Here is a 23,863-nt window from a genome sequence, read left to right on the forward strand (position 1 = left end):
GACCGGCAGTTTCACAATGCCAAGCGCCGAAGGCAACATGCGCGAAGGCGCAGCGTCCGAACAACACGCCACGGCAGCACTGCTGCCCGCTGCCGATCGCCCGCAGCTTCACCCCTGGGGCCCGCACGAGCGAAGGGCCCTGATCGGGCGCCTGCGCGACACCCCGAGTGCCTGGGATCTCGTGGTCGTGGGTGCCGGCATCACCGGGGCGGGCATTGCCCGGGACGCCGCCTTGCGGGGACTGCGGGTGCTGGTGCTCGAGGCCGCCGACGTCGCGTTCGGCACCAGCTCCCGCTCGACCCGGCTCGTGCATGGCGGGGTCCGCTATCTCGAGCAGGGCGAGCTCGGTCTCGTGTACGAAGCGCTGCGCGAGCGGGCGCGGCTGTACCAGTCGGCGCCGCACCTCGTGCACGCGACGCGGTTCCTCTTCCCGGCCTATCGCGGTGATCGCCTGGGGCCGTGGAAGCTGCGGCTCGGCCTCACGCTCTACGACACGCTCAACTTCCACCGCGGCGAGCCCCACGAGTACCTCGGTGCCGAGGCCACGCGGCTCGCCGAGCCGTTGCTCGCCGAGGCCGGCCTGCGTGGCGCAGTCGCCTACGAAGATGCCGTCACCGACGACGCCCGCCTGACGCTGGCGATCGTGCTGGATGCTCGCCGCGCCGGCGCCGAGGTGCTGACCTACGCGAAGGTCACGCGCATCGATCAGGCCGCGGGCGCGGCCGTTGCCTCCGCGCGACACCGCGTGGTGCTCGACGACGGCACCGTCGTGCCCGCACACGCGGTCGTGGTCGCGGCCGGCCCTTGGACCTCGCCCGCGCTGCTGGGCCGCCCCGCCGACGGGTTGCTGACGCTGTCGAAGGGCACCCACGTGGTGATGCGCGCCGACGATGTGCCGGTGCGCCAGCCGCTGGTGCTGCAGGTGCCGGGCGAGCGCCGCATCCTGTTCGTGGTGCCCTGGGGTGCGCGGACGTACCTCGGCACCACCGATGCCGCGTACGAGGGCGATCCGGGGCGCAGCGGCGTCACGCGGGCCGACGAACGCGAGATCCTCGAGCTGGTCGCGCGCGTGCTGCCGACCGCACGGCTCGGCCACGAGCGCATCGTCAGCGCGTGGTCGGGCGTGCGACCGCTGGTCCGCGCCGCCGGCACGACGTCGACCGCGGAGCTCTCCCGCAAGCATCGCATCGTCGAGCGAGACGACGGTGTGCTCGCCATCGTCGGCGGCAAGCTCACGACCTACCGTGCGATGGCCGAGGAGCTCGTCGACGTGGTGATCGAGCGCCTGCAGCCGCAGCCGGCGGCCTCGCGTCGCGCCCCCTGCACGACCGATCACACCCCGTTGGTGCCCGGTGAGCCGCTCGACGCCATCGAGCTCGAGGACCCCCTGCTCGCCGACCTCGTCGGTCGCCACGGCCCGCTGGCGCGTCCGATCGCGGCCCGTGCCGACGCCGCGGCCGCAACCCGACTCGTACCCGACCTGCCCTATCGCTGGTGCGAGGTCGACCACGCGATCGCCTTCGAAGGCGCCGTACATGCGATCGACATCGTGCGTCGCCGCCTGCCGCTGGTGCTCACCGATGCACAGCAGGGCGCGGCAGTCATCCTCGCGGTCGCGACGCGGCTGGTCGATGCGTTCGGCGGCGGTCAGTCCGACATCGACGACGAGGTCGATCGCTTCCGTGCCGAGGTCGCAACCGAGACTGGACGAACCCCGCCCGTCATCCCCACAACGACGCGACCCACATGACGGATCGCGCGAACCATCCCTCGGGCCGGTGGGCGCCGAGGATGGCACCGCCGAGGAAGATGCCGCCGATGAGCACCGACGGCACCAAGATCCAACCGACCAGCCACGCCAGTCGTCCCTCCGACTTGACGGGCTCATCGGGGGCACCCGGCTTGGCGACGGCGGCCGGCGGACGCTTGGCGGGAACGGAGGAGCTGGGCTTGGACTCGGCCATGACGGATGCGCTCTACAGCGTGGGGTTCAAGTCCTCGGCGGCGGGCGGCGCCGAATCGGGCTCGGGGGCGAACGGCTTGTCCTTGCGCGACAGCACGCGCTTGCGATTCTCGGCGTCGATCCACGGCACCTGGCCGTCGCGCACGGGCGCGTAGCTCATCCAGCTCGCGGCCTGCCACGCGGGATCTTGCGGATCGGTCACGTCGAGCGCCCCGAACATGTGGGCCAGCTCGTGGAGCAGGGTTCGCAGGTGCGGCTCGCGAGCACGTGGCACCGCGTAGACGATGCCGTAGGCGCCGTTGAAGGCGCTCTCCGGCGTCGGCGTCTCGGCCTCGCCGGAGATCGAACCGTCGAGCGGTCGCGCGGTCATGCCGACGAGCACGTCGGCGCCCTCGCGCGGGCGCGTCCTGAGCTCGCTCAGCAGCTGATCGGCGCTCAGGCCCGCGGTGGTCACGGACCAACGCGAGACGCCGACGAGCTCGATGTCGATGCCGAACTGCTGCTGGTAGATCGACGAGGCGGACGCGACCGTGCGCTGCACGTAGTCGATCCAGTCGGCGCGCTGCCGCATGAGCTCGTCGTCCACGACGACCTTCACACGCAAGCGCACCGGCAGGGCCACCAGCGCGGCGAGATCGCTCGACACCGGATCGACCGTGGTGGTGGTCTCGGGCGTGGGCTCGACCGGCGGGGTCGTGGTCGGTGGGGTCGCGGTCGGCGGGGTCGACCGCGGAGGATCCGACGGCGGCGCGACGCTCGGCGGCGGCTCCGTGGTCGGCTGCACCGCCGGGGCGGGCGCGACCGTCGTCGCCGGGCCCCCGCCGGTCGATGGCGGTGCGGGCTTCGGGGCCGCCGGGACCTCGACGTCGAGACCGAGCACGTCGTGCTCGAAACCCAGCAGCGCCCCGCGGTGGGTCACGCCACAGTAGACCCCGCCACCGAACAGGCCCAGCACGATCGAGACCGGGAGCCCGAGCAGGAGCATCAGCTTGCCGATGACTTTGAGTCGCGCGCGGTTCATCCCGGTTCGCCCAGTATAGGGTGCGTCTGCGCCCAAGTCGGTCGCACGAGTCGCTATTCCCGTCGCGGACGGTGTTCACAGGTGATCGCACATCGGCGAGGGCCTGCGGCCGCGGAGCCCGCACCCCCCACGCGCATGCGCGTGCACGTCCCCCGGTGGACGGATCCGACGCTTCACCCACCGGGCAACACACCCATCTGCGCCAGCGAAACACTGCGCGTACCCGTGACGATGAGGTGATCGAGCAGCGGGATCCCGAGCACGCGGCCGACCTCGGCCAGCCGCCGCGTGAGCTCGACATCGGCCTGACTCGGCTCGGGCTCTCCGCTCGGATGGTTGTGCACCGCGATCACCGAGTGCATGCCGGCGCGGACGAGCGGCCGGTACACCTCCCGGGGATGCACGTCGACGTGGGCGACCGAGCCGATCGCCACCGTCCGCACCAGGCGAACCCGCTGTCGCGCGTCGAGCCCGAGCACGACGAAGGTCTCCTGCGGGTTCGCGCCATAGCAGCGCCGCGCGAAGCGTGCGACGTCGTCGGGGCCGCGCATGGTGTCGGCGTGGCCCAATTCGAGTCGCCCTGCGCGGCGCCCCAGCTCCATCGCGGCCACCACGGCACACGCCCCCGCCGCACCGATGCCGTCGCAGGCGCACAGCTCCTGTGGCCCCGCGCCCACCAGGCCGCGCAGCCCACCGACGCCGTCGAGCATTGCGATCGCACGCGCCATCGCATGGCCGCCGCCGAGCACCAGCGCGAGCAGCTCGACGTCGCCCATCGCCTCGGCGCCCAGCAGCATCAACCGCTCACGCGGACGATCGTCGTCGCGCGATGCAGCGGCCTCGCGGGCGCGACTGGTTCGGAACCTCGACGTCGGCATGGGACTGCCGACGCCGCGGTGCAAGCGTGGTCGCGCACATCAACATAGGCGATTCCCGTGGGATCCTCGGGCGGCACGACCTCCGAGGACGGCCACACGTGGCCCACTCGGGCCACCCGCAGCCACTTCGGGCCACGACGGGCTCCACCCGCGTCGCGGCGGTCAGCGCGGCACGGGCGGCGCAGTGGCGACGGGCGCCGAGACGGCCGCGACACTCGATCCGCGGCCGATCGTGATCGGCCCGATCACCCGGGTGCCGTCGTGGGACACCACCGCCGTCCCGCCGCTCTCGATCGCCTGTGTGGCGCCCTCGATGCGCCCGCCGACCAGCTCCACCTTCGCGTCGGCCCCCGCGCGCACGCCGGTGTCGGCGCTCACGGTCAGGTCGGCCACGTGGGCGGTGCCGCCCAGCACGTCGATGCCGACCCGCGGCCGGCTCGCAACCTCGACACCGGCAACGACCAAGCTGCCGCGCAACTGCCGGACGAAGGTGTCGCGCGGCCGCATCGTCCCGCCAGTGATCGTGACCTCGGCGCGCATCATCACCTGCACGATCGTGTCGGCCGTGATGTCACAGTCGACCAGGTGCAGCTGGCAGCCGTACATCGCCAGGAACGCGGTGCCGTCGAGCGAGAGCGTCTCGCCCTGCAGCAGGAACTTGTCGCCGAAGCCGCAGATGAGCTGCGAGCGACCGTCCCACGCCGGTCGCACGAAATTGCCGGCGTCGACGTGCGCCTCGGCGTCCTTCGCCATGAGGCCCGCGGCGGTCGCCGCCAGCATGCGATCGGCGTCGACCTCGGCCGCGGCGAGCAGCGCGTCAGGATCGGCGGGACGTCCCGCCGCGAGCTCCGCGATCGCATGCAGGCCCTCGGCCTCGCTCGGCACGCGCGGCGCGGGCTCGTCGTCCTCCGGCGGCGCGACGACGGGCGTGCGCTCGAGCTGCGCGACCGGCCGCGGCATCGCGGGCGAGACCACCGGCTCGTCGTCGTCGTCGTCGGAGCCCTCGCCGCCGATCCTCAACACCGTCACGGCGGGGGTCGGCGCCTGCGGTGCGTTGGTCGTCCGCGCCGACCACCACGCCAGCCCGAGCAGGCCGAGCACCAGCACCACTGCACCGATCACCGCGGCCGCGATCGCGCCGGTCGAGCGCCCTTGCGAGGCGGCCCGCTCGAGCGCGGCCAACAGGTTGGCGACCGACGACGTGCGACGCTGTGGCGCCACCGCGAGCCCCTCACGCAACACCGCGACGACCGCGGGCGGCACCTCGGTGCGCCCGACCTCGCGGATGCGGCCCTGCGTGACGTTGGCCATCAGCTCGGCCAGGGTCGCGCCGCCGAACGGGCGCCGGCCGAGCATCGATTCCCACAGCACCACGCACAGCGCGAAGACATCGCTGCGCTGGTCGGCCTCGCCGGCGAACTGCTCTGGGGCCATGTAGGCCGGCGTGCCCGCCATGCTGCCGGTGCGCGTCAGATCAGGCCCCAACGATGGCGGCGATGCTCCGTCGGCGCCGAACGGCGATGCAAAGCCGCGCGCGATGCCGAAGTCCGCCACGCGCACGCGAGCATCGCGACCGACCAGGACGTTGTCGGGCTTGAAGTCGCGGTGGACGATGCCTGCGGCGTGCGCCGCCATGAGCCCACGTGCCGCCTGCATGCAGACGTCGAGCGCAGCCCGCCATGATCGCGGGTGCTCGCGCAACCATGCACGCAGTGAGCAGCCGTCGATGTACTCCATCGCGATGTAGACATCTCCACCGACGGTGCCGACGTCGTAGACCCCGACCACGTTGGGATGCGACAGCCGGGCCATCGCTCGTGCCTCTCGCTCGAGCCTTGCGGTGTCCTCACCGGCGGTGCGCTGCAGCTTGAGCGCGACCGGTCGATCGAGGCGGAGGTGATGCGCGCGGTAGACCACGCCCATCGCCCCGGCGCCGATGATGCCGTCGATGCGGTACTGCGCGTCGATGATGGTGCCGGGCAGCAGGCCATCGCGGGCGGGCTCGAAGCGCCGCGTGCTGGCCTCGAGCCCGCCGCCCTCGGTGTCGACCTCGGTGCCAGGGGCCGGCACGACGGTCGGCACCTCGGCGGCGTCGCGGGGCCACGACCACACCGAGTCGTCCGCGGCGGGCGTGATTGGCATCGCGCCTGGTCGCCAGGTCGACGCGTTCGGATCGAACGGCGGCGTCCGCATCGCGGCTGCAAGCTTGGACCCGATGCCCGCCGATCGTCAAAGCGAGAGCGCACCGCCCACGGCGCGCCGACCGGCGGATTCTCTCCAGGCCGCACACGACGAAGGGCCCCATCCGTGACCGGATGGAGCCCCAACGGCGGCGTGCAGCCGAGCTGCGCCGCTCGAGCCCGCCGCTAGTAGCGGTAGTGCTCGGGCTTGAACGGCCCGCCGACCGGCACGCCGAGGTACTCGGCCTGCTGGCTGGTCAGCGTGGTGAGCTTGGCGCCGAGCTTGCCGAGATGCAGGCGCGCGACCTCCTCGTCCAGGTGCTTGGGCAGCACGTAGACCTTGCCGCGCTCGTACTTGCTCGACTCCGTCCACAGCGCCAGCTGGGCCAGCACTTGGTTGGTGAACGACGACGACATCACGAAGCTCGGGTGGCCGGTGGCGCACCCGAGGTTCACCAGGCGACCGCGGGCCAACATGATGATCGCGTGCCCGTCGGGGAACACGAAGCGATCGACCTGCGGCTTGATGTTGATCTCCTTGATGCTCTTGTCGGCCTCGAGCGCGCCGATCTCGATCTCGGAGTCGAAGTGGCCGATGTTGCAGACGATCGACTCGTCCTTCATCCGCTCCATGTGCGCCTTGGTCAGCACGCTCATGCAGCCAGTCGCGGTCACGACGATGTCGGCCAGCGGCGCGGCCTCGTCCATCGTGAGCACCTGGTAGCCCTCCATCGCGGCCTGCAGCGCGCAGATGGGGTCGATCTCCGTGATGATCACGCGCGCGCCGAAGCCACGCATCGATTGGGCGCAGCCCTTGCCGACGTCACCGTAGCCGGCGATGACGACCGTCTTGCCCGCGACCATGATGTCGGTCGCGCGCTTGATGCCGTCGGCGAGGCTCTCGCGGCAGCCGTAGAGGTTGTCGAACTTGCTCTTGGTGACGGAGTCGTTGACGTTGATCGCGGCCAGCAGCAGCTCGCCACGCTCGGCCATCTGGTAGAGGCGATGCACGCCCGTCGTGGTCTCCTCGGAGACGCCCTTGCACGCCTTCAGCGCGTCCTTGTGGTCGCGGTGCATGACGATCGTGAGGTCACCGCCGTCGTCCAGCAGGAGGTTGGGCAGGCTGCCGTCGGGCCAGCGCACGCTCTGCTCCACGCACCACCAGTACTCCTCCTCGGTCTCGCCCTTCCAGGCGAACACCGGGATGCCACGGGCGGCGATCGCCGCGGCGGCATGGTCCTGCGTCGAGAAGATGTTGCACGACGACCACCGCACCTCGGCACCGAGCTCGACGAGCGTCTCGATGAGCACCGCGGTCTGGATGGTCATGTGCAGGCAGCCCGCGATCTTGGCACCCGCGAGCGGCTTGGCCTTGCCGTGCTTGGCGCGCAGCGCCATCAGGCCTGGCATCTCCTTCTCTGCCAGCGCGATCTCCTTGCGGCCCCAGTCGGCGAGCGACATGTCCGCGACCTTGTAGTCGTTCTTCTGCGTGTTCGTGTTGGTGTCCATGTTCGGTTCCCGTGGTGTTTGCGGCCCACGGGTGCCGCGCTTTGCGAGGAGTGCGAGCGGACGAGGATGACGCACGCGCGCTAGGCCGAGCCGGCTTCGCGGTAGTGCGGCACCCAGCCGCCGCGGTCTTTGAAGAGACGCACGCACCGGATGTGCTTGCGCTCGGTCAGCATGAAGCGATGGTGGAGGTTGGCCGGCACGACCAGCAGGTCGCCCTGCTCGACCACCACCCGCAGCCAACGATCGTCGGCGCTGCGGATGTCGAAGATGCCCTCGCCCTCCAGCACGTAGCGCACCTCGTCGTCGGTGTGGAGGTGCTCGCCGGCGAACTTGCGTCCGATCGCCTCGAGGTCGGGCGTGGTCGGCTGCAGCTCGACGATGTCCTGCTCGACGTAGCCGCGCGCGGCAGCCAGACGATCGAGCGCGGGCTGGAACGCATCGGGCGACAGCGGCAACACTTCGTGCAGCACGCCGACGCGCGCGAGCTCTTCGCGGGCCCCGCCTTCGTCGTGCGCACCCCCGAGCCAGGTCACCTTCACGACGCCACCCGCTCGCTCGCGCCCGCGGACGTCACCGCGATCGGTAGACGACTGCACTCCACGGTCGCATGGCACAGCCAGTCGAGGCACTCGGCCTGGGTCTTGGCCTCGACCCAGTCGCGGCCCCACACGTAGATGCCGTGACCCGCGACGATCACCGCGTCGACATCGGCGTGACGTCGCAGCGCGGCGGTGAGCGACTCGGTCAGCTCCGACTCGCGCGCGGTGTTGGGGATGATCGGAATGACGACCTCGTCGAAGCAGCCCTTGCCGCGCAGGCCCTTCAACATCTCGAAGCCCTGCAGCCGCAGCACCCCGGCGCCGCCGTGGGGCGACGCGAGCCGAGCCGCGAGCACCGGCCACAGCGAGTGCGAGTGCAGCACCGCGCCCGCACCGCGCTCGCGGTATGCCGCGTAGAACAGCGGCTGACACTCGGAGATGCGCAGGCGCAGGTCGGCGGGCGCCCGCACCACCTCGGCGCGCTCGAGCCGAGCCGCGTCGAGCACGAACACGTCGGCCGCGGCGATGCGCTCCTTCTGAACCCCCGACGGCGCCATGTAGATGCCGTCATCGCCCTTGATCGAGATGCCGCCACCGGTGCCGGAGACCCAGCCCAGGTCGTAGAACTGGCGGCACAGCGCGCACACCAGCTCGGCGATGTCGGTCGCGTCGGACACGGGGACGGGCGAAGCGTGAACGCCTCGGCTCCGGCAGTCTAGCAGGGGTCCGCAAAGCTGCCGCCGCCCTGTTTGGGCCCCGTCGGGACGCGTTTCGCCATCGCCGCAGTGCAGGTCCGCGATGCGTGCGGAAGCTCGCGACACGCCGAGGGCGGTGTCGATGCGACACTCGCCGCGACGCTCCCAGGTGGCCCTCGTCGATTCGAACGATCGTTCGCGCGCGGTGACGTGGGGCCTCGTGTGCGCCGCGGGCAGCGCGATCGCGTTCTCGGCCAAGGCGATCTTCGTCAAGCTCGCGTACGCGGCCGCGCCGATCGACGCCATCACGTTGCTCGCGCTGCGCATGGCGTACGCGGCACCGTGCTACGCGGTGCTGCTGTGGTGGAGCGGGCGCGGGCGTCCACGATGGCAGCCACATGCGCTCGTGCGCGTGGTCGCGCTCGGCATGCTCGGCTACTACCTCGCGAGCCTGCTCGACTTCATGGGCTTGGTCTACGTCTCGGCCGCGCTCGAGCGCATGGTGCTGTTCCTCTACCCGACGATGGTGGTGGTCATCGGCGCCGCGCTGCAACGCCGACCGATCTCGCGGGCCGAGCTGTGGGCGCTGCTGCTCAGCTACGCCGGCATCGGCGCCATGATGTGGCACGATCTGACCGTCTCCGACGACGCCGGCGCGACCCTGTTGGGCTGTGCCTTGGTGTTCGCCAGCGCGGTGTCCTACGCGATCTACCTGGTCGGTGCGCAGTCGCTGATCGCCGGTGTCGGCTCGGTGCGTTTCACGTCGGCGGCGATCCTGGTGTCGTCGGCGTGCGTCGGGCTGCAGTTTGCCGCCACGCGCCCGCTCGCGCAGCTGGCCGCGCCGGCGTCGGTGCAGCTGCTCGCGCTCGCCATGGGCCTGCTCTCGACGGTGCTGCCGACCCTGCTGCTGGGCGCGGCAATAAAGAGGATCGGCTCGTCCCGCACCGCGCTGGTCGGCTCGATGGGCCCGGTCGCAACCATCGGCCTGGCGGCGATGCTGCTGGACGAACCGGTCTCGCTGCTCGAGCTGCTGGGCGCGGGTCTGGTGCTGGCGGGCGTGGTGCTCGTCAGTCGCCCGGTGCGTGCGGCGAATGCCGGGGGCAGTGACGCACCGGCAGCGGCGGATACTTCGGCCACGCCGGATCGCGATCGTGTTCGCGACAGCGCCAGAAGCTCGAGCCCTTCGCGCTCGTGATCTCTTGGCTGTGCCGGCAGCTGCGGCACAAGCCCGGATCGATCACGACGGCACCTGGTCGCTCTCGGGCGGCAGCACCAGCTGCTCCTCGTGCGCGAGCATGCCCAAGGCGATCGCCAGGCGTGCTGCCACCATCGCACGGCCGGTGGTGAGGCCGCGGCGCAGCTGCCACCCGCCCAGCAACAAGCCCACGCCCCAGAAGATCGCACTCACGAACGGCGGCAGGAAGCGGCCGGCCGCGAAACCCAGCAGGCCGAAGCCGATCCAGATCTGCAGCGTCAGCTTGCCAGCTTCGAACACCGGCCGGCTGCCCTCGGTGGCCTTCTTGTGCACGCGCAGCACGAAGCGACCATCGACGATCTCCAGCGCGACCAGCTCCGGGATCGATGCCGAGGTAGCGCAGCACCGGCCGCAGCGACTTCGACAGCTGCAGACGATCGAGCACGGTCCGGCCGCGCGCGACGATGGCCCCGTCGAGCGGATCCTCGATGGTCATGCCGGCCGAGAAGCCCTTGGTGTAGAGCTCGACTGCGACGTCGTTGGTCGCGAGCCCGGCCTCGCCGGCGGCCTGCACCTGCAGACGATGCTCGTCACCCCGCCACGGCGGGCCGCCACTGGCCTCGAGCGCCTTGGGCTCGTCGCTCACCCGTGGCCCCCGCGGGCGCGCTCGCGGACGGCGGCTGCCACCACCGGCGCGACGTAGCGCTCGAAGTCGCCGCCGTGCAGCGCGATCTCCCGCACCAGCGAGCTCGAGACGTACATGTGCGAGGCGGGCGGAATCAGGAACACGGTCTCGATCTCGGGCGCGAGGTCGCGGTTGGCGAGGCCCATCTGGAACTCGGGCTCGAAGTCACCGGTCGCCCGCAGACCGCGGACGAGCACGCGCGCGCCCTCGCGCCGACAGAAGTCGACCACCAGGCCATCGAAGTGCCCGACCTGCACGCCGGGCACGTGCGCGATGCTCTGCCGTGCGAGCGCCTCACGCTGCTCGACCGGGAAGAAGCCGCGCTTGCTCGGGTGGTGACCGATCGCGACGATGACCCGATCGAACAGTCGCGACGCCCGCTCGACGATGTCGACGTGGCCGAGCGTGATCGGATCGAACGACCCCGGGTAGACGGCGATGCGCGTTGCGTCGGAGCCGATCGAGGCGGACACCGGCGGCAGTATACTCGCGCCGGGCGCACGCGCCTGCCTGCGGTCGAGCAGCCGCGGGTAGCGGCGGTCGCGGCCCTCAGCCGGCCGCTGCGGGCGGCGGGCTCGCCCACGGCGCCCGCGCGACCGCACCGGCCCGCGCGGCCCTCGTCGCGAGCACCTGTCGATGCAGCGAGAGCTGGCCCTGGGCGCGCACGAGGTTGTGCTCGCCGCGGCCCGAATATGTCGTCGCGTCCCAGCCGAAGTAGCGCTCGCGCAGTGCGTCGGTCGCGAAGCGCACCGCGAGCTCGAGCGTGATCCACTCGACGCCGTGGACGAGCGCTTCGCACTCTGGTGCCGTGGGCGCGCTGCGTCCCCGCGCGTAGCCGTCGAGCGCGGCGTCGTGCACCGCGAGATCGAAGGCCGCCGCGTTCGCGTCCTCGCCGCTGCGGTTGCACCACGAGCGCCACATGTCGCCCAGCTCGAGGTGCAGGGGCATCGGTCCGACGGTGTCGAGATCCACCAGGCAGCTGGCGCGCCGCGCTGCGTCGCCCTCGTCGCCCTCGAACAGCACGTTGTTGAACTTGGGATCGCCGTGGACCACGCGATCGGGCACGCCGTCGGTGCGCGGCAGCTGCCGCGCGAGCTCGAACGCGGCGTCGGCCAGCGCGTCGACCTGCGCGAACAACCGGTGATCACGGCCCTGGGCGATCGCCTCGCGGAGCGCTGCGAGGTGGGCGTCGGTGTCGTGGACGCCCGTGCGCATGCCGACGAAGCTGTGCGGGAGATCGACCAGCGCGACGTGGAAGCGCGCCAGCAGCCCCGCGGCCGCAGCCGCCTGTGCGGGCTCGCGGACCTTCGCGAACGACACCCCCGGCATCCGTGTCATCAGCCGCCACACGCCGTCGTCGCGCTCCAGCCACAGCGCGCCGTCGTCGGTCGCGACCAACTCGGGCGTCGCCACGCCGCGCTCGCGCAGCCGCGTGGTCACGGCCGCGATGTTGAGGTGCACCTGCGGTGCGAACACCGGGTGCACCCGCTGCAGCACGAAGCCACGCCCGTGCGAGAGCACGAACGAGTCGTTGATCAGGCCGCCGCCGAGCACTGCGAGCGGCGCGTCCTGCAGGCTCCACGCCGCCGCCGCGGTGCGGGCCGTCTCGAGCGTGGCCGACGCGCGGGCCGTCATCGGGCTCGGCTAGTCCCGCTTCTCGCCGGCCGCGGCGGCGTGGGTGCGCTCTTGCACCCACTTCGCGATCGCCCGCAGCGGCTCGGCACCGGCACCGAGATCCTGCGCGAGATCGAGGCAGCTTGCGACCAGCGCGTCGACCCGCGCGGTCGCCTGATCGCGCAGCGCGACTTGATCGTCGTCGAGGATGTCGTCGGCGTGCTGGAACGCGATGCCGAACTGCAGGCCCCACTTCTCGAGCCGCGCGACGACATCGTCGCCGGCGCCGGCACACAGCGCGCCCATGGCTCCGCTGGCGGCATACAGCGCGCCGGTCTTCTTGGCGTGCACCGCCTCCAGCGTCTCGAGCTTCTCGATGCCCTGCCCGGCCTCGAGGTCCATCGCCTGGCCACCGACCATGCCATCGACACCGGCGTGCTGGGCCATGCGGACCACGGCCTCGACGATGCGGCCGCCCTTGCCAGCCCCGCGCGCGAGGGTCTCGAACGCCAGCGTCAGCAGGGCGTCGCCGCAGAGGATCGCCATGTCGTGGCCGAACGCGACGTGCACCGTGGGCTTGCCACGACGCTCGACGTCGTTGTCCATCGCCGGCAGGTCGTCGTGCACCAGCGAGTACGCGTGGATCATCTCGATCGCGCAGGCGGCCGGCAGCGCCTGCTCGACGGTGCCCCCGGCGGCCTCGCAGGCGGCGACCGTCAGCAACGGGCGCATGCGCTTGCCACCGAGCATCACCGCGTAGTGCATCGACTCGCGCAGGCGGCCGGGATCGCTGCGACCCGGCACCTTCAGCACGTCGGCGAGTGCCGCGTCGACGCGCTCGCGCCGCTCACGGGTCCAGGCATCGAGATCGAACGTCTTGCTCATGTCAGTCCTCGTCCTCGCCACGTTCAGCCAGCGGCACGGCCTGGTGGCGATCGGCCAGCAAGGTCTCGACGCGTTGCTCGACGCGCTCGAGCAACGCGTTGCCGCGCCGCGCGAGCGCGACCCCCTGCTCGAAGCGCTCGAGGGCTCGCTCGAGCGGCAGGGTGCCGCCCTCGAGATCTCCGACCACTTGCTCGAGCTGCTCGAGGATCGCGTCGATGCCCGGGCCCGCGGCGGGCTCGCCGGCGGTGTCGCTGGGCGTGCGCTTGTCGGTCGCTCGGGCCATCGTCGGCGCGGAGCATAGCCATCTCGCGGCTCGCCGACCAAGGTGGATCCCGTGTGCGGAGGCTCGCGCCTGCGCGCGCACGCCCGGCCGGCCGCGGTGCGATTCGCGGCCCAAGCGTGCTAATTTCGCCGAATGCTCGAGGCCAGCGACGCCCCCGCCGCCGTCGTCGACGGCTTGATGGGACAGTTCCACGCCTACCTCACGAAGAAGGGCCTCAAGTCGACCCGCCAACGCGACGTGATCGCGCTGAAGTTCTTCTCCGCGCCGGGGCACGTCAGCATCGAGGAGCTACTCGCGCTCGCGCGCGCCGAGCACCCCAAGGTCGGCTACGCGACGGTCTACCGCACGTTGAAGCTGCTGACCGAGTGCGGGCTCGCGGCCGAGCGCCGCTTCGGCGAGGGCCAGACGATGTACGAGACCGCCGGCGACAGCGCGCACCACGATCATCTGATCTGCGTGGAGTGCGGCCACGTGCTCGAGTTCCACAGCGAGGCGATCGAGCGCGAGCAGGATCGCGTGGCCCGCAGCTTCGGCTTCAACGTGATCCGCCACCGCCACGAGCTCTACGGGTTGTGCCCGCGGGCACGCGGCATCAAGGGCGGATCGTGTCCGCGTCAGGACGAGCAGGCCGCTGGCGGCCGGGGGTCGCGCCAGTGATCCCCGCCTGGCTGCAGGAGCCGATCGCCTACGCGCTGCTGGCCGGCAGCGTCGCGTGGCTGCTGCGTCGGTGGCTCCGGCCCTCGCGCGGGCGCTGTGAAGGCTGCGGTCCGCGCCCGCGCAGCGCACGTCGGGGATTGCCGATCGTGTCGTGAAGCGCCGCCACTCGCTGCGCTTCGAGCTCGCGGCCGCGCTCGCGCTGGTGCTGATGATGGCCGTCATCTCGCTCGCGCTCGCGGGCGAGTGGTTGGCGCGACGTCGCCACGAAAACTTCGAGGAGCAGCGCCTGCGGGATCACGTGCGGGGGCTCGCGGTGCTGGTGACGCCGATGGTGGCCGGCGGCGCGCCGTTGGCCAGCGATCGCGGCGAGGTCGAGCAGGTCCTGCGCGCCAGCGTGGGCAGCCTGGGCATCGTCGCGATCGAGATCCACCGCATCGCACCGGAGGGCAGCCAGGTCCTGCTCTCGCTGGGGCTTGCACCGGCCGACGCGCCGCCGGTGCAGGGTCTCGCGGACGGCGAGGACCTCGTGCGACGCAGCGGCGAGTGGAGCATCATCGATCGTCCGTTGCGGAGCTTCGGCGCCGAGGCCACGCGTCCGCGTCTCCTGCTGCGGATGATCGCCCGGCGCTCGCCGTGGACGACCAACGCCGACTGGCGCGAGATCGCGTTGCTCGTGCTCGGCGTCGGCGTGATCTCCTTCGTGCTCGGCGTCGGCCTGCTCGAGCTACAGGTGTTGCGACCGCTGGCGGCGCTGCAGCGCGGCGTCCGGCAGGTCGCCGGTGGTGACCTCGACGCACGCGTGCAGATGGATGGACCCGCGGAGCTGCAGGCATTCGCGGCCGCGCTCGACGACATGACCGCCAAGCTCGCCGCGCGCCAGCGCGAGCTCGAGGAGCAGCGCGGTGCGCTCGTCCGTGCCGAACGCATGGCCTCGATCGGCCGCGTCGCGGCCGGCACCGCGCACGAGGTCGGCAACCCGCTGGCGACCATCCTCGGCTACGTCGAGCTGCTGCTCGATCCGCGGCAGCAACCGCCGCAGGACGACGGTGCGCGCGAGATGTTGACGCGGGTGCGCGAGCAGATCCTGCGCATCCAGAGCCTCGTGGCGCAGCTGCTGGACTACGCCCGCACCAACCAGGTCGCGATCGAGTCGGTCGCGGCGCTACCCTTGGCCGAGCGCTTGATCGCACTGCTGCGGCACGACCCGCGATGCGCCGAGGTCGAGCTGCGCGTGCGTGGCGACGAACGCCTGCGCGCGCTGGCCGACGCCTCGAAGTTGGAGCAGGTGCTCGTCAATCTCATCGTGAACGCGGCCCGCGCCGCGCGCGAGGGTGATCCACCCGCGGTGGTCGAGCTGCGGGTCGAGGCCGAGGCGGGCGCGGTCGTGATCGATGTCCAGGACAGCGGCCGGGGCGTGCTGCCCCAGGTCCGTGCGCGGCTGTTCGAACCATTCTTCACGACTGCGAAGGCGGGCGAGGGCACGGGGCTGGGACTTGCCACCAGCGCGAGTCTGGTCGAAGGCATGCACGGTGCGCTGACCTGCCTGCCGGATGGTCACGCCGCGGCGCTGCGGCCCGACGGCTCGCCAGGCGCGGTGTTTCGTGTGACGCTCCGCCCGGCCGAACCGTCGGCGAATGCCCAGCAAGCCTCGGCAGTCTAAGCCGGCCGTCCGGTGGCACCCCCCGGCCCCTCTTGCCATGGAGCGTACGATGCGTCCTCTCTCGCGGTTCTTCTCTGGTCTCACTGTGCTCGCGCTGTCACTCACCGGCTGCGCGACCGCCTACTCCTCGTTCTACAAGGAGACCAACCACAAGCTGCATCCCGCTCCGATCGCCGCCAAGGACGTGCGGGTCGTGAAGTCGCGGGACGATCTGAAGAGTGCGTGGACCGAGCTGGGTGTGTATCGCGGTCACGCGCCCACCGTCGCCGAGGCGATGGACGCCGCCAAGCAGCAGTGCGGTAGCCACGGCGCCGACCTCTACATCCTCAACACCGCGCCGTTCCAGTCCGAAGCCTCGTGGAAGGTCGACGGCGTCTGCGGTCGACGCGACGGCAAGTGACGCACCGGTCGGGGACGGCGGCGACCGAAGCATCGCCGTCGCGCCCGATCCCTCAGCGCGCCGCGTTGGCCTCGCCGCTGGGCTGATCCCGCGGCGCATCGGCGACCACGATGTCGGCCTCGTCGGAGCGCCGCGCGTGCTCGAGCAGCAGATACGAGAGCGGCGTGCCCTCGCCGCCGCCGGTCTCGTGGGCGACGAACTCGAACTCGCCGTGGATCCACCCCAGCATCTCGAACACGCGATCGTGGGGATGGTTCTGACGGCCGAGGCTCTCGACCGAGGCCAGCGCGCCCTGGTGCACCACCAGCGTCGCCGACTCGCTGCCGCGATGCACATGCAGTGAGCCGCTGCGACGCTCGGACTCGAGGAACGACAGCACGCTGCCGAGCCGTACGTGCTCCAGCTCGCCGCGCAGGCCCTGGCTACCGTGTCCGGCGGGTAGCTGTCGCCGCCGCGCGAGCGCGCCCTGGGCACGCGCGAGGATCTCATCGGGCGGCATCGACTTGGGCAGGTAGTCGTCGACGCCCATGCGATAGCCGCGAAGGCGCGTGGCGTCGTCGGCGAGTCGGGTCAGGAACACCACCGCGACGTGCACGAACGCCGGGCGCTGTCGCACCGCCCGCAACAGACTCCAGCCGTCCATGTGCGGCATCTCGACATCGGTGAGGATGACCTCGGGCATGCGCTTGAGCGCGCTCGACAGCGCCACCAGGCCGTTGTCCGCCACCCGCACCCGCGCGCCGCGGTTGCGCAGCGACTCGCCGAGCTCGAGTCGCTGGCTGACCATGTCGTCGACCAAGAGGACGCTCAGGCCTTCGGCGGCGTCATCGTGGGAAGGCGAGGCGGTCGACACCACCTCGTCCTCGGCGCCGAGCAACGCGGCGACGCAGGCTCGCATCCTGGCGTCGTCGGTTGGCGAGAGCGGCGCGAGTCGGATCCACTGGCCGTTGTCGCCGAGGCCGGCGCGCGGAGCCGTGACCGCCACACCGGTCAGGTACAAGACGATGTCGTCGGGCAGGTGGACGCGCAAGCGCACCGGGCTACCCGGCGGGAAGCGATCCGCCACCGGCAACAGCACGAGCCCATGCCGCAACCTGTCGGTGTACTCCACCAGGAAGTCGTCGCGGGACTCGAACCGGAGCGCGTAGGTATGAATCGGGCTGCCCGCCAAAGAGCGTCGCCTTCCAGGGTCCCCCACTCTACGGGTTTTGGGCGATCGATCCAACCCGCGTGCCGCGGCGTGGGTGCGGGCCCGACGTGCTCGCGCCGGAGGTGCTCGCATCGCGAGCGTTCGACGCGATCGACCGAAGCCCTCGCCCGGAGGCTGCGAGGTGGATGCATGGTCGGTTTCGGGCGGCGCCTGGCTCACGCCCGCTGCACCCGGTGCTGCGCGTCGGATGAGGTGCCCGCGGCGCGGAGCGCAACCGCGCCTGGCGTTGCGACCCCGCGCGCGCTTCGGCTACACTTCGACCGCAGTGCACGCACCTACGCGCGGGGAACATCGGCGTGCGAGCTAGCCTGACATCGACGCTGCAGGCGGTCGGCTCCGCGCTGCTCTGGGTCCTGCTCGCGATGGGCTCGCTGGCGGCGACCTCGGTCGCGTTCTGGATCGTGCTGGCGCTGGCCAAGTCGGCCTTGTCCCACGACGCGGCCGTGCTCGCGGGCGGGCTGTGGCTGTGGCTGCTGGCCCTGCTCACGACGGTGGGGCTGCCGCTGGCGCTCGCGCTGTGGAAGCACCACGGCGACGCGCGCAGCCTGTCGCGCACGATCGTGTGGCTTCCGCTGTGCACCAACGGCGTGGGTCTGCTGCTCGGCACGCAGGTAATCCCCGACATGATCGGGTCGGCGCTGCGCAGCCACGGCGCGTGGGTGACGGCCGATCGGCTGGGTGACTCCCACGCTGCAACCCGTGTGATGTCGGCGCTCGGTCACGACGCCGCCGATCGCCTCGACCCCGCCGGGGCGCAGCCCGAGGGCTGGCCGCTCGGGCACGGCGACGCGACCCTCGAGGAGTGGACGGCGCAGGCCGACGGCCACGTCGAGCGCGACAAGGCCATCAGCGTGCCGTTCACCGAGGAGGGCACCGCGATCCTGCTCGACGTCGGCTTCGACACGCCCGCCGGCGCGAGGCTGAAGCTGCCGTACCTCTTCGACACCGGCGCATCGTTCACGACCGTGAGCAGCGAGACCGCGGCGAAGCTCGGCATCATGGTGCCCGACGACGCGCCGGTGCTGACCTTCAACACCGCCAGCGGCCCCCGCGAGAGCCGCATGATCCACCTGCCATCGCTGTGGCTCGGCGACGTCGAGATCCGTGGGCTGTTGGTGTCGGTCTGCGATGGCTGCGTGAACGATCGCCACCACGGCCTGCTCGGCCACAACGTCATGCGCGAGTTCTTCGCGCAGATCGACTTCAAGAACCAACGCATGGTGCTGCTGCCGCGCGTGGCCGAGCGCAAGCCCAACCGCGCCTACGACATCGAGCCGGTGGTCGACCTGCGCGTCGAGGGCACGCCCGAGGTGTGGCTGGGGCGGGTGCGTTGGGTGGTGCGCGTCAACAACCGCGGCAGCGTGCCGATCCGCGACGTGGTGCCGGTCGTGAAGTTCGCCAATGGCCCCGTGCTGCGCGGCAAGCCGATCGACGAGATCGCACCGGGGGCCGCGGGGCGCTCGTTGGTCGAAGGTCGCGCGACACTCGACGGTAGCAACGGCAGCAAGGGTCACTACACGCTCGGGCTCGCCGAGGCGTTCTGGTGATGTCCACGCTGGCACCGGCGCCCAGCGAGGGTACCGGCGAGGATCCCTTCGAGGTGTTCAGCGGCGTCGGGCCGCAGCTCGGCCTGCTGCTGCTGCTGGCATCGGTCGCGGTCGCGGTGGTGTGGATCTCGCGTCGCCGCGCAGCCGCCCACGCCGCGGGCAACGCCCGCCGTGCGCGCCCGGACTGGGCCGATCCGAAGTGGCGTGCGACGGTCGAACGGCTGCGTGACGGCGCGCCGACCCCGATTGCAGCGGCGCGCGCGGGCACCGTGCGCGTGGTCGCCACGCTGGTGTCGGCGCCCACGAACCTCGGGGGCCCCGCGGCGCGCGAGCGAGTGTGGAGCAACCTCCACGGTGCAGGCCCCGAGACCGCGATTGCAGCCGAGATCGTCTTCGCCGCCGACGACAGCGGACGCTGCGCCATCGAGCAGCTCGAGCACGCCCGGGTGATCGCACCGATGGCCCCCGCCGCCGCGCGCCGCGGCATCCAAGAGCGTGACGATCGCGACCGTCGACGCGTGGCGCTGTGCCTCGGTGACGAGGTCGAGCTGATCGGCACCTTCGCGCCCGATCGGGCCGGCAGCGACAGCGACCCGCGCGCGCTCGTCTACGGTACCCTCGGCGCACGCGGGCCGCTGGAGATCCGCGTGCTCTCGCGGCCACCGGCGAGCGACGACACCACGGCCGCGCGCGCCGACGAAGCCGCCACGATAGACGGAGCCGATCCAACATGATGCCCACGACGCCACGACGTAGCCCCCTGATGCTCGGGCTCGCAGCCGCGCTGTCGCTCGCCGCCTGCGAGCACGCGGGCAAGGGCAAGACCGAGCCGCCCGGCGAGACCACCGACCCCGTTGCAAACGACACCGCGCCGCCGGTCGAGATCGACGACAGCGTCAAACAGGAGCCCGATCCACCGGAGATCGCCCAGGCCGCGCAGCGCTATCTGATGGGTGACTACCCCGGGGTCGTGGAGCTGCTGCAGCCGATCTACGACGACCTCAAGACGCGCGAGCAGTACCACGCGAGCACCATGGCCGCGGTATGGCTCACGCTCGCCCACGGCGAGCAGGTGTTCGAGAACGGCAAGGAGCCATCGCAGTGGACGGCGTCGATGGCCGACGCCACCGAGGACCCCGAGATCGACGCCGCCGCCAATCTCGCGACCGGCTCCTACCTCATCGGCGATCTCGAGTTCGATCAGGCCGCTGCACGCCTCGCGAAGGTCCCCGAGCAGACCAAGGACCCGATCTTGGTCGGGCTCTCCCACCTGATGCGGGCCGAGGCGCTCATCAACGGCGCGTTCAACCGCGAGGACGAGTCGCTGCAGTACCCCGAGAAGCTCGACGTGGCCAAGGCCGCCTACGACGCCGCCGCCGCGCTCGCCAAGGACGACGACGCGCTCGCGCTGGTCTACGCGCGGACCCACGAGGGCTACGCTGCACTCGCCAACTACCGCAAGCAGCGCGACCAGGTGTGCGCCGAGGCCGTCGCGGCCATCCAGCTGTTCGCGGCCAAGGGCGCCAGCAAGCTGCTGGCGGTGCCCACCGACCTCGCCAGCGCCAACAAGTGCACGCTGCCGCCCGAGGCGAGCGCCACCGAGTGATCGCAGGGCAGGCTTGCCCCGACGCCGGGTTTCGGGCGACAACCCGGTCGCCATGGACGAGCTACACCACTGGGCCGACGTCGCAGCGGCTCGCACGCTGCAAGCCCACCCGCAGCGGGATTCGATCACCGTCGCCGCCGGCATCACGCCGTCGGGCGTGGTGCACATCGGTAACTTTCGCGAGGTGATGACGGTCGACCTGGTCGCGCGCGCGCTGCGGGACCGCGGCGTGAAGGTGCGCTTCTTGTACTCGTGGGACGACTTCGACGTCTTCCGCAAGGTCCCCGCGGATGCGCCGGCCGCCGAGTCGCTGCAGCAGCAGCTGGGCCGCAGCATCGCCGACGTCCCCGATCCGTGGGGCGAGCACGACAGCTACGCGTCGCACCACATCGCGAGCTTCGAGCAGAGCCTCGAGCCGCTCGGCATCCGCCCCGAGTTCATCCGCCAGAGCCGGGCCTACCGCGCCGGGCGCTACGCCGAGGGCGTGCGCGCCGCGCTGCAGCACGCGGGCACCATCCGCGGCATCCTGAACGCTGCGCGCGAGCGCAACGGCGCGCGCTCGCTGTTGCCCGACACCTGGCTGCCGCTCGCGGGCTTCTGTCGCGCATGCGGATTCGACGACCTCGACTTCGCCTGGGACGGCGAGTGGACCGTGCAGGTCCACTGCAAGCACGACGGCTGCGGCAGCGACCACGCGGTGGACCTGCGCCAGGGCGGCGACCTCAAGCTGCCATGGCGCGTCGACTGGCCCATGCGCTGGGGCTTCGAGCAGGTCTGCTTCGAGCCCGGCGGCAAGGACCACAGCAGCGCCGGCGGCAGCTACGACACCGCCAAGGACATCGTGCGCGAGGTCTACGGCTGGGTCGCGCCGCAGTACGTCGGCTACGACTTCGTCACGCTCAAGGGCGCCGCCGGCAAGATCTCGAGCAGCAAGGGCGGCGTCGTCACGGTCGCCGATTGCCTCGAGGTCTACGAGCCCGAGGTGCTGCGGTGGATGTTCGCCAGCTACCGGCCCAACACCGAGTTCCAGATCTCGTTCGACCTCGACGTCATCAAGCTCTACGAGGACTACGACCGCTGCGTTCGGCTGGCCCACGAATCCGACGACGGCAGCAGCAAGGACAAGAAGCGGCAGGCCGCCCGGCGCACGCTCCAGCTCGCCAGCGTCGATCACCGTGGGGTCGTGGCGGGCGGCGCGGTGCCGTGCCTGGTGCCGTTCCGACACCTCGGCGTGGTCGTGCAGATCTTCGACGGCGACCTCGACCGCACGCTCGCGCAGCTGCGCAGCGTCGGTGCGGTGCCCGACGACGAAGGCGCCATTGCGCGGGCCCGCGTACGGGCCGAGCGGGCGTGGCGATGGGTCTGCGACTACGCCCCCGAGGACTTCCGCTACCGCATCCGCGCCGCGCCAGAGCGCGCGACGCTCGACGCCGAGGCGCAAACCCTGCTTGCGCGTCTGGTCGAGCTGCTGCGCGGCGAGCCGGCTGCGTCGCTGGAGGCCGCGCTCACCGAGCAGTTCAAGCGTTGGTCGGGCGAAGGCATCGATCTCAAGAGGTTCTACCCGGTGGTCTACGGGCTGCTGCTGGCGCGCGAACAGGGCCCGAAGCTGACCTCGTTGCTGGCCACGATGGGCCCGGCGCGGGCGCTGCCGTTGCTCGAACCGTCGCTGGGCGGGTAGAGTTCGGGTCGCCGATGCGGCGGCGTGATCCAGGAAGGTGTCGGTCGTTCGTGCGCAGCGCGGTGGCGCTGTCGACCTGCCTCGCGCCGGGGCTGGTGGCGGCGTCGCCCTCCGACGAGCCGATGCCGCCGGCCGAGTCGAGCGCCCCGCGCAGCGCCGGTGGGCCCAACGAAGGGCCGATGCCGCCGGCCGAGTCCGACGGCTATCGCACGGCCGCGTCCGCGCCCGAGCGCGCCCTGCCGCCGTCGGAATCGGCCGGCTACCGCAGCGCGAAGACCAAGCCCGAGCCAGCGATGCCGCCCGGCGAGACGCCACGCCGCGCACGTCGACGCGCACGACTGCCCGCGTGGATGACCGCGGTCGCGCCCCGCGATCTCGACGTCGAGACCTCGTTGCTGGTCGGCGCGTTCCTGCCAGCCTACGCCCACGAGCTGTACGACCCCTACTCGGGTTGGCGGCCGCTCGCCCGCGGCGCCGTCGAGCTCGGCGCTCGCATCGACTACTTCCCGGTGCGATGGCTCGGCTTCGAGGTCGAGGGACTTGGCATCCCCACGCGCGTGCGCGGGGCCGGATCGATCGCCGTGGGCGCGGTGCGAGGCGGGGTCGTGCTGCGCCTGCCTTGGCGCATCGCGCCGTTGATCTCAGGTGGGCTCGGCGCGCTCGGCGTGTCGTCGTCGAGCGGCGAGCTCGGCGACGACGTCGATCCCGCCTACCACGTCGGGCTCGGCGTGCAGGCCTTTGCGACGCGGTGGTTGATCGTGCGGCTCGACGGTCGCGACGTGCTCTCGCACCGCCGCGGTGTCGGTGGTGGTCCGGTGCACCATGGTGAGCTCGTGCTCGCGGTGGGCGCCCGCTTCGGCCCGCGTCGCGGGCCCGCGGACGGCCCGGGCCCCAGCGAGGCCGACCCCGACCACGATGGCGTGCCGACCGAGCTCGATCGTTGCCCACGCGAGCGCGGTGCGCAGCCCTACGGCTGCCCGATCCTCGATCGCGACGCCGACGGCGTGCACGACGATCGCGACGGCTGCCCCGATCTACCCGGGCTCGCGCCCGACGGCTGCCCCACCGCCATCGACGACGACGGCGACGGCATCACCGGCAGCGCCGATCGCTGTCCGTTACAGATCGGTGATGCGCCCGACGGCTGTCCCTCGAGCCGGCCGAGCTCACCCGCCGAAGACCCCGCGAGCGACGTCGACGGGGATGCGGTGATTCGGCGCAACGATCGTTGTCCCACGCAACGCGAGACCCGCAACGGCTACGCGGACGACGACGGCTGCCCCGACGAGATGCCGCCCGAGATCGCCGAGCTCGAGGGCGTGGTGTCGGGCATCGGCTTCGAGTCCGCCAGCGACGAGCTGACGCCATCATCGCGCACCGCGCTGCAGCACCTCGCCGACGTGCTGCAGCGCAACCCCGGCGTTCGCTGCGAGATCGTTGGTCACACCGACAACCGCGGGGCTGCGGAGGCCAACCGCGCGCTGTCGACCCGCCGGGCCGAGCGGGTGGTGACGGCGCTGGTCGAGCGCGGGGTCCCGCGCGAGCGGCTGAGCGCGCGCGGGGCCGGACCCGACGAGCCGCTCGCGAGCAACGCGAGCGCAGCCGGGCGCGCGATCAACCGTCGCGTCGAGCTGGTCATCCTGCGGGAGTAGGCGACC

23 protein-coding genes are annotated in these 23,863 nt (G+C 71.7%); 10 read left to right on the forward strand and 13 right to left on the reverse strand.

Annotated elements, in window-relative coordinates; translation table 11 throughout:
• Window positions 1-16: 16 nt before the first annotated feature.
• Window positions 17-1,750, forward strand: a complete 1,734-nt coding sequence (locus IPH07_16905; GenBank protein ID MBK6919077.1) for a glycerol-3-phosphate dehydrogenase/oxidase — start codon at window positions 17-19, stop codon at window positions 1,748-1,750.
• Here the strand turns inward: IPH07_16905 and IPH07_16910 are convergent.
• The 7 genes from IPH07_16910 to mtnB all read right to left on the reverse strand — a co-directional run bounded on the left by IPH07_16910 (window position 1,722) and on the right by mtnB (window position 9,091).
• The gene (locus tag IPH07_16910) at window positions 1,722-1,964 is read right to left on the reverse strand and encodes a hypothetical protein (GenBank protein MBK6919078.1); all 243 of its coding nucleotides are present in this window, start codon (window positions 1,962-1,964) and stop codon (window positions 1,722-1,724) included. The genes IPH07_16905 and IPH07_16910 overlap by 29 nt on opposite strands.
• Window positions 1,965-1,976: 12 nt before the next feature.
• Window positions 1,977-2,984, reverse strand: a complete 1,008-nt coding sequence (locus IPH07_16915) for a hypothetical protein (protein ID MBK6919079.1) — start codon at window positions 2,982-2,984, stop codon at window positions 1,977-1,979.
• 173 nt (window positions 2,985-3,157) lie between these two features.
• Window positions 3,158-3,862, reverse strand: coding sequence for a DNA repair protein RadC (gene radC, locus IPH07_16920; GenBank protein MBK6919080.1), 705 nt, complete (start codon window positions 3,860-3,862; stop codon window positions 3,158-3,160).
• A 162-nt stretch (window positions 3,863-4,024) separates the two neighbouring features.
• Window positions 4,025-6,004, reverse strand: coding sequence for a serine/threonine protein kinase (locus IPH07_16925; GenBank protein MBK6919081.1), 1,980 nt, complete (start codon window positions 6,002-6,004; stop codon window positions 4,025-4,027).
• A gap of 224 nt (window positions 6,005-6,228) precedes the next feature.
• A complete protein-coding gene (locus tag IPH07_16930; GenBank protein MBK6919082.1) occupies window positions 6,229-7,551 on the reverse strand; it encodes an adenosylhomocysteinase in 1,323 nt (440 codons plus the stop codon).
• An 80-nt stretch (window positions 7,552-7,631) separates the two neighbouring features.
• Window positions 7,632-8,090, reverse strand: a complete 459-nt coding sequence (locus IPH07_16935) for a cupin domain-containing protein (GenBank protein MBK6919083.1) — start codon at window positions 8,088-8,090, stop codon at window positions 7,632-7,634.
• Entirely contained in the window at window positions 8,087-9,091 is a 1,005-nt protein-coding gene (mtnB, locus tag IPH07_16940) for a methylthioribulose 1-phosphate dehydratase (protein MBK6919084.1), read from the reverse strand. Before mtnB ends, IPH07_16935 begins: the two co-directional genes overlap by 4 nt.
• Between mtnB and IPH07_16945 the strand changes: the two genes are divergently transcribed.
• Window positions 8,991-9,980 carry a DMT family transporter gene (locus IPH07_16945; protein MBK6919085.1) on the forward strand — a complete coding sequence of 330 codons (990 nt, stop codon included), beginning with the start codon at window positions 8,991-8,993 and terminating at the stop codon, window positions 9,978-9,980. The genes mtnB and IPH07_16945 overlap by 101 nt on opposite strands.
• Window positions 9,981-10,022: 42 nt before the next feature.
• Here the strand turns inward: IPH07_16945 and IPH07_16950 are convergent, their stop codons facing one another.
• From IPH07_16950 to xseB, 5 genes are all read right to left on the reverse strand, one after another.
• A complete protein-coding gene (locus IPH07_16950) occupies window positions 10,023-10,322 on the reverse strand; it encodes a hypothetical protein (GenBank protein ID MBK6919086.1) in 300 nt (99 codons plus the stop codon).
• Between the two features lie 300 nt (window positions 10,323-10,622).
• Window positions 10,623-11,105 carry a pantetheine-phosphate adenylyltransferase gene (coaD, locus tag IPH07_16955; GenBank protein ID MBK6919087.1) on the reverse strand — a complete coding sequence of 161 codons (483 nt, stop codon included), beginning with the start codon at window positions 11,103-11,105 and terminating at the stop codon, window positions 10,623-10,625.
• 109 nt (window positions 11,106-11,214) lie between these two features.
• Window positions 11,215-12,300 carry an aminoglycoside phosphotransferase family protein gene (locus tag IPH07_16960; protein MBK6919088.1) on the reverse strand — a complete coding sequence of 362 codons (1,086 nt, stop codon included), beginning with the start codon at window positions 12,298-12,300 and terminating at the stop codon, window positions 11,215-11,217.
• Window positions 12,301-12,309: 9 nt separating this feature from the next.
• Window positions 12,310-13,164 (reverse strand): polyprenyl synthetase family protein, encoded by an 855-nt coding sequence (locus tag IPH07_16965; GenBank protein MBK6919089.1) that lies wholly within the window; start codon window positions 13,162-13,164, stop codon window positions 12,310-12,312.
• A gap of 1 nt (window position 13,165) precedes the next feature.
• Window positions 13,166-13,447: an exodeoxyribonuclease VII small subunit gene (gene xseB, locus IPH07_16970; protein ID MBK6919090.1), complete on the reverse strand. Its 282-nt coding sequence runs from the start codon at window positions 13,445-13,447 to the stop codon at window positions 13,166-13,168.
• A 132-nt stretch (window positions 13,448-13,579) separates the two neighbouring features.
• On the opposite strand from xseB, the gene IPH07_16975 reads away from it, so the two are divergent.
• The 3 genes from IPH07_16975 (at window position 13,580) to IPH07_16985 (ending at window position 16,164) form a co-directional block, all read left to right on the forward strand.
• Window positions 13,580-14,104, forward strand: a complete 525-nt coding sequence (locus IPH07_16975; GenBank protein ID MBK6919091.1) for a transcriptional repressor — start codon at window positions 13,580-13,582, stop codon at window positions 14,102-14,104.
• Window positions 14,105-14,255: 151 nt separating this feature from the next.
• The gene (locus IPH07_16980) at window positions 14,256-15,764 is read left to right on the forward strand and encodes a HAMP domain-containing protein (protein MBK6919092.1); all 1,509 of its coding nucleotides are present in this window, start codon (window positions 14,256-14,258) and stop codon (window positions 15,762-15,764) included.
• A gap of 49 nt (window positions 15,765-15,813) precedes the next feature.
• Window positions 15,814-16,164, forward strand: coding sequence for a hypothetical protein (locus IPH07_16985; protein MBK6919093.1), 351 nt, complete (start codon window positions 15,814-15,816; stop codon window positions 16,162-16,164).
• A gap of 52 nt (window positions 16,165-16,216) precedes the next feature.
• Here IPH07_16985 and IPH07_16990 read toward each other — a convergent pair whose 3' ends face one another.
• Window positions 16,217-17,275, reverse strand: coding sequence for a response regulator (locus IPH07_16990; GenBank protein ID MBK6919094.1), 1,059 nt, complete (start codon window positions 17,273-17,275; stop codon window positions 16,217-16,219).
• A gap of 395 nt (window positions 17,276-17,670) precedes the next feature.
• Between IPH07_16990 and IPH07_16995 the strand changes: the two genes are divergently transcribed.
• Genes IPH07_16995 through IPH07_17015 form a run of 5 tightly spaced genes read left to right on the forward strand, consistent with a single transcriptional unit; the run spans window position 17,671 to window position 23,857 of the window.
• Window positions 17,671-18,921, forward strand: a complete 1,251-nt coding sequence (locus IPH07_16995; protein MBK6919095.1) for a retroviral-like aspartic protease family protein — start codon at window positions 17,671-17,673, stop codon at window positions 18,919-18,921.
• Complete coding sequence (locus IPH07_17000) at window positions 18,921-19,655, forward strand: hypothetical protein (protein MBK6919096.1); 735 nt, start codon at window positions 18,921-18,923, stop codon at window positions 19,653-19,655. Before IPH07_16995 ends, IPH07_17000 begins: the two co-directional genes overlap by 1 nt.
• Window positions 19,652-20,527, forward strand: a complete 876-nt coding sequence (locus IPH07_17005; GenBank protein MBK6919097.1) for a hypothetical protein — start codon at window positions 19,652-19,654, stop codon at window positions 20,525-20,527. Before IPH07_17000 ends, IPH07_17005 begins: the two co-directional genes overlap by 4 nt.
• 52 nt (window positions 20,528-20,579) lie before the next feature.
• A complete protein-coding gene (gene lysS / locus IPH07_17010) occupies window positions 20,580-22,205 on the forward strand; it encodes a lysine--tRNA ligase (GenBank protein ID MBK6919098.1) in 1,626 nt (541 codons plus the stop codon).
• A 50-nt stretch (window positions 22,206-22,255) separates the two neighbouring features.
• Entirely contained in the window at window positions 22,256-23,857 is a 1,602-nt protein-coding gene (locus IPH07_17015; protein MBK6919099.1) for an OmpA family protein, read from the forward strand.
• Window positions 23,858-23,863 lie beyond the last annotated feature (6 nt).

It is taken from the genome of Deltaproteobacteria bacterium (genome assembly GCA_016709225.1).
In the GTDB taxonomy this organism is placed as follows: domain Bacteria; phylum Myxococcota_A; class Polyangia; order Nannocystales; family Nannocystaceae; genus Xiheibacterium; species Xiheibacterium phototrophicum.

Coding starts and splice junctions, on each gene's coding strand:
- lysS (MBK6919098.1), top strand. CDS start 20,580: ATGGACGAGCTACACCACTGGGCCGACGTCGCAGCGGCTCGCACGCTG.
- IPH07_17005 (MBK6919097.1), top strand. CDS start 19,652: ATGATGCCCACGACGCCACGACGTAGCCCCCTGATGCTCGGGCTCGCA.
- IPH07_16905 (MBK6919077.1), top strand. CDS start 17: ATGCCAAGCGCCGAAGGCAACATGCGCGAAGGCGCAGCGTCCGAACAA.
- IPH07_16925 (MBK6919081.1), bottom strand. CDS start 6,004: ATGCCAATCACGCCCGCCGCGGACGACTCGGTGTGGTCGTGGCCCCGC.
- IPH07_17000 (MBK6919096.1), top strand. CDS start 18,921: ATGTCCACGCTGGCACCGGCGCCCAGCGAGGGTACCGGCGAGGATCCC.
- IPH07_16985 (MBK6919093.1), top strand. CDS start 15,814: ATGCGTCCTCTCTCGCGGTTCTTCTCTGGTCTCACTGTGCTCGCGCTG.
- radC (MBK6919080.1), bottom strand. CDS start 3,862: ATGCCGACGTCGAGGTTCCGAACCAGTCGCGCCCGCGAGGCCGCTGCA.
- IPH07_16915 (MBK6919079.1), bottom strand. CDS start 2,984: ATGAACCGCGCGCGACTCAAAGTCATCGGCAAGCTGATGCTCCTGCTC.
- IPH07_16960 (MBK6919088.1), bottom strand. CDS start 12,300: ATGACGGCCCGCGCGTCGGCCACGCTCGAGACGGCCCGCACCGCGGCG.
- IPH07_16930 (MBK6919082.1), bottom strand. CDS start 7,551: ATGGACACCAACACGAACACGCAGAAGAACGACTACAAGGTCGCGGAC.
- IPH07_16975 (MBK6919091.1), top strand. CDS start 13,580: ATGCTCGAGGCCAGCGACGCCCCCGCCGCCGTCGTCGACGGCTTGATG.
- xseB (MBK6919090.1), bottom strand. CDS start 13,447: ATGGCCCGAGCGACCGACAAGCGCACGCCCAGCGACACCGCCGGCGAG.
- IPH07_16910 (MBK6919078.1), bottom strand. CDS start 1,964: ATGGCCGAGTCCAAGCCCAGCTCCTCCGTTCCCGCCAAGCGTCCGCCG.
- IPH07_16965 (MBK6919089.1), bottom strand. CDS start 13,164: ATGAGCAAGACGTTCGATCTCGATGCCTGGACCCGTGAGCGGCGCGAG.
- mtnB (MBK6919084.1), bottom strand. CDS start 9,091: ATGGCGTCGATCGGCGCGGCCGCGTACGCGAGCTTGACGAAGATCGCC.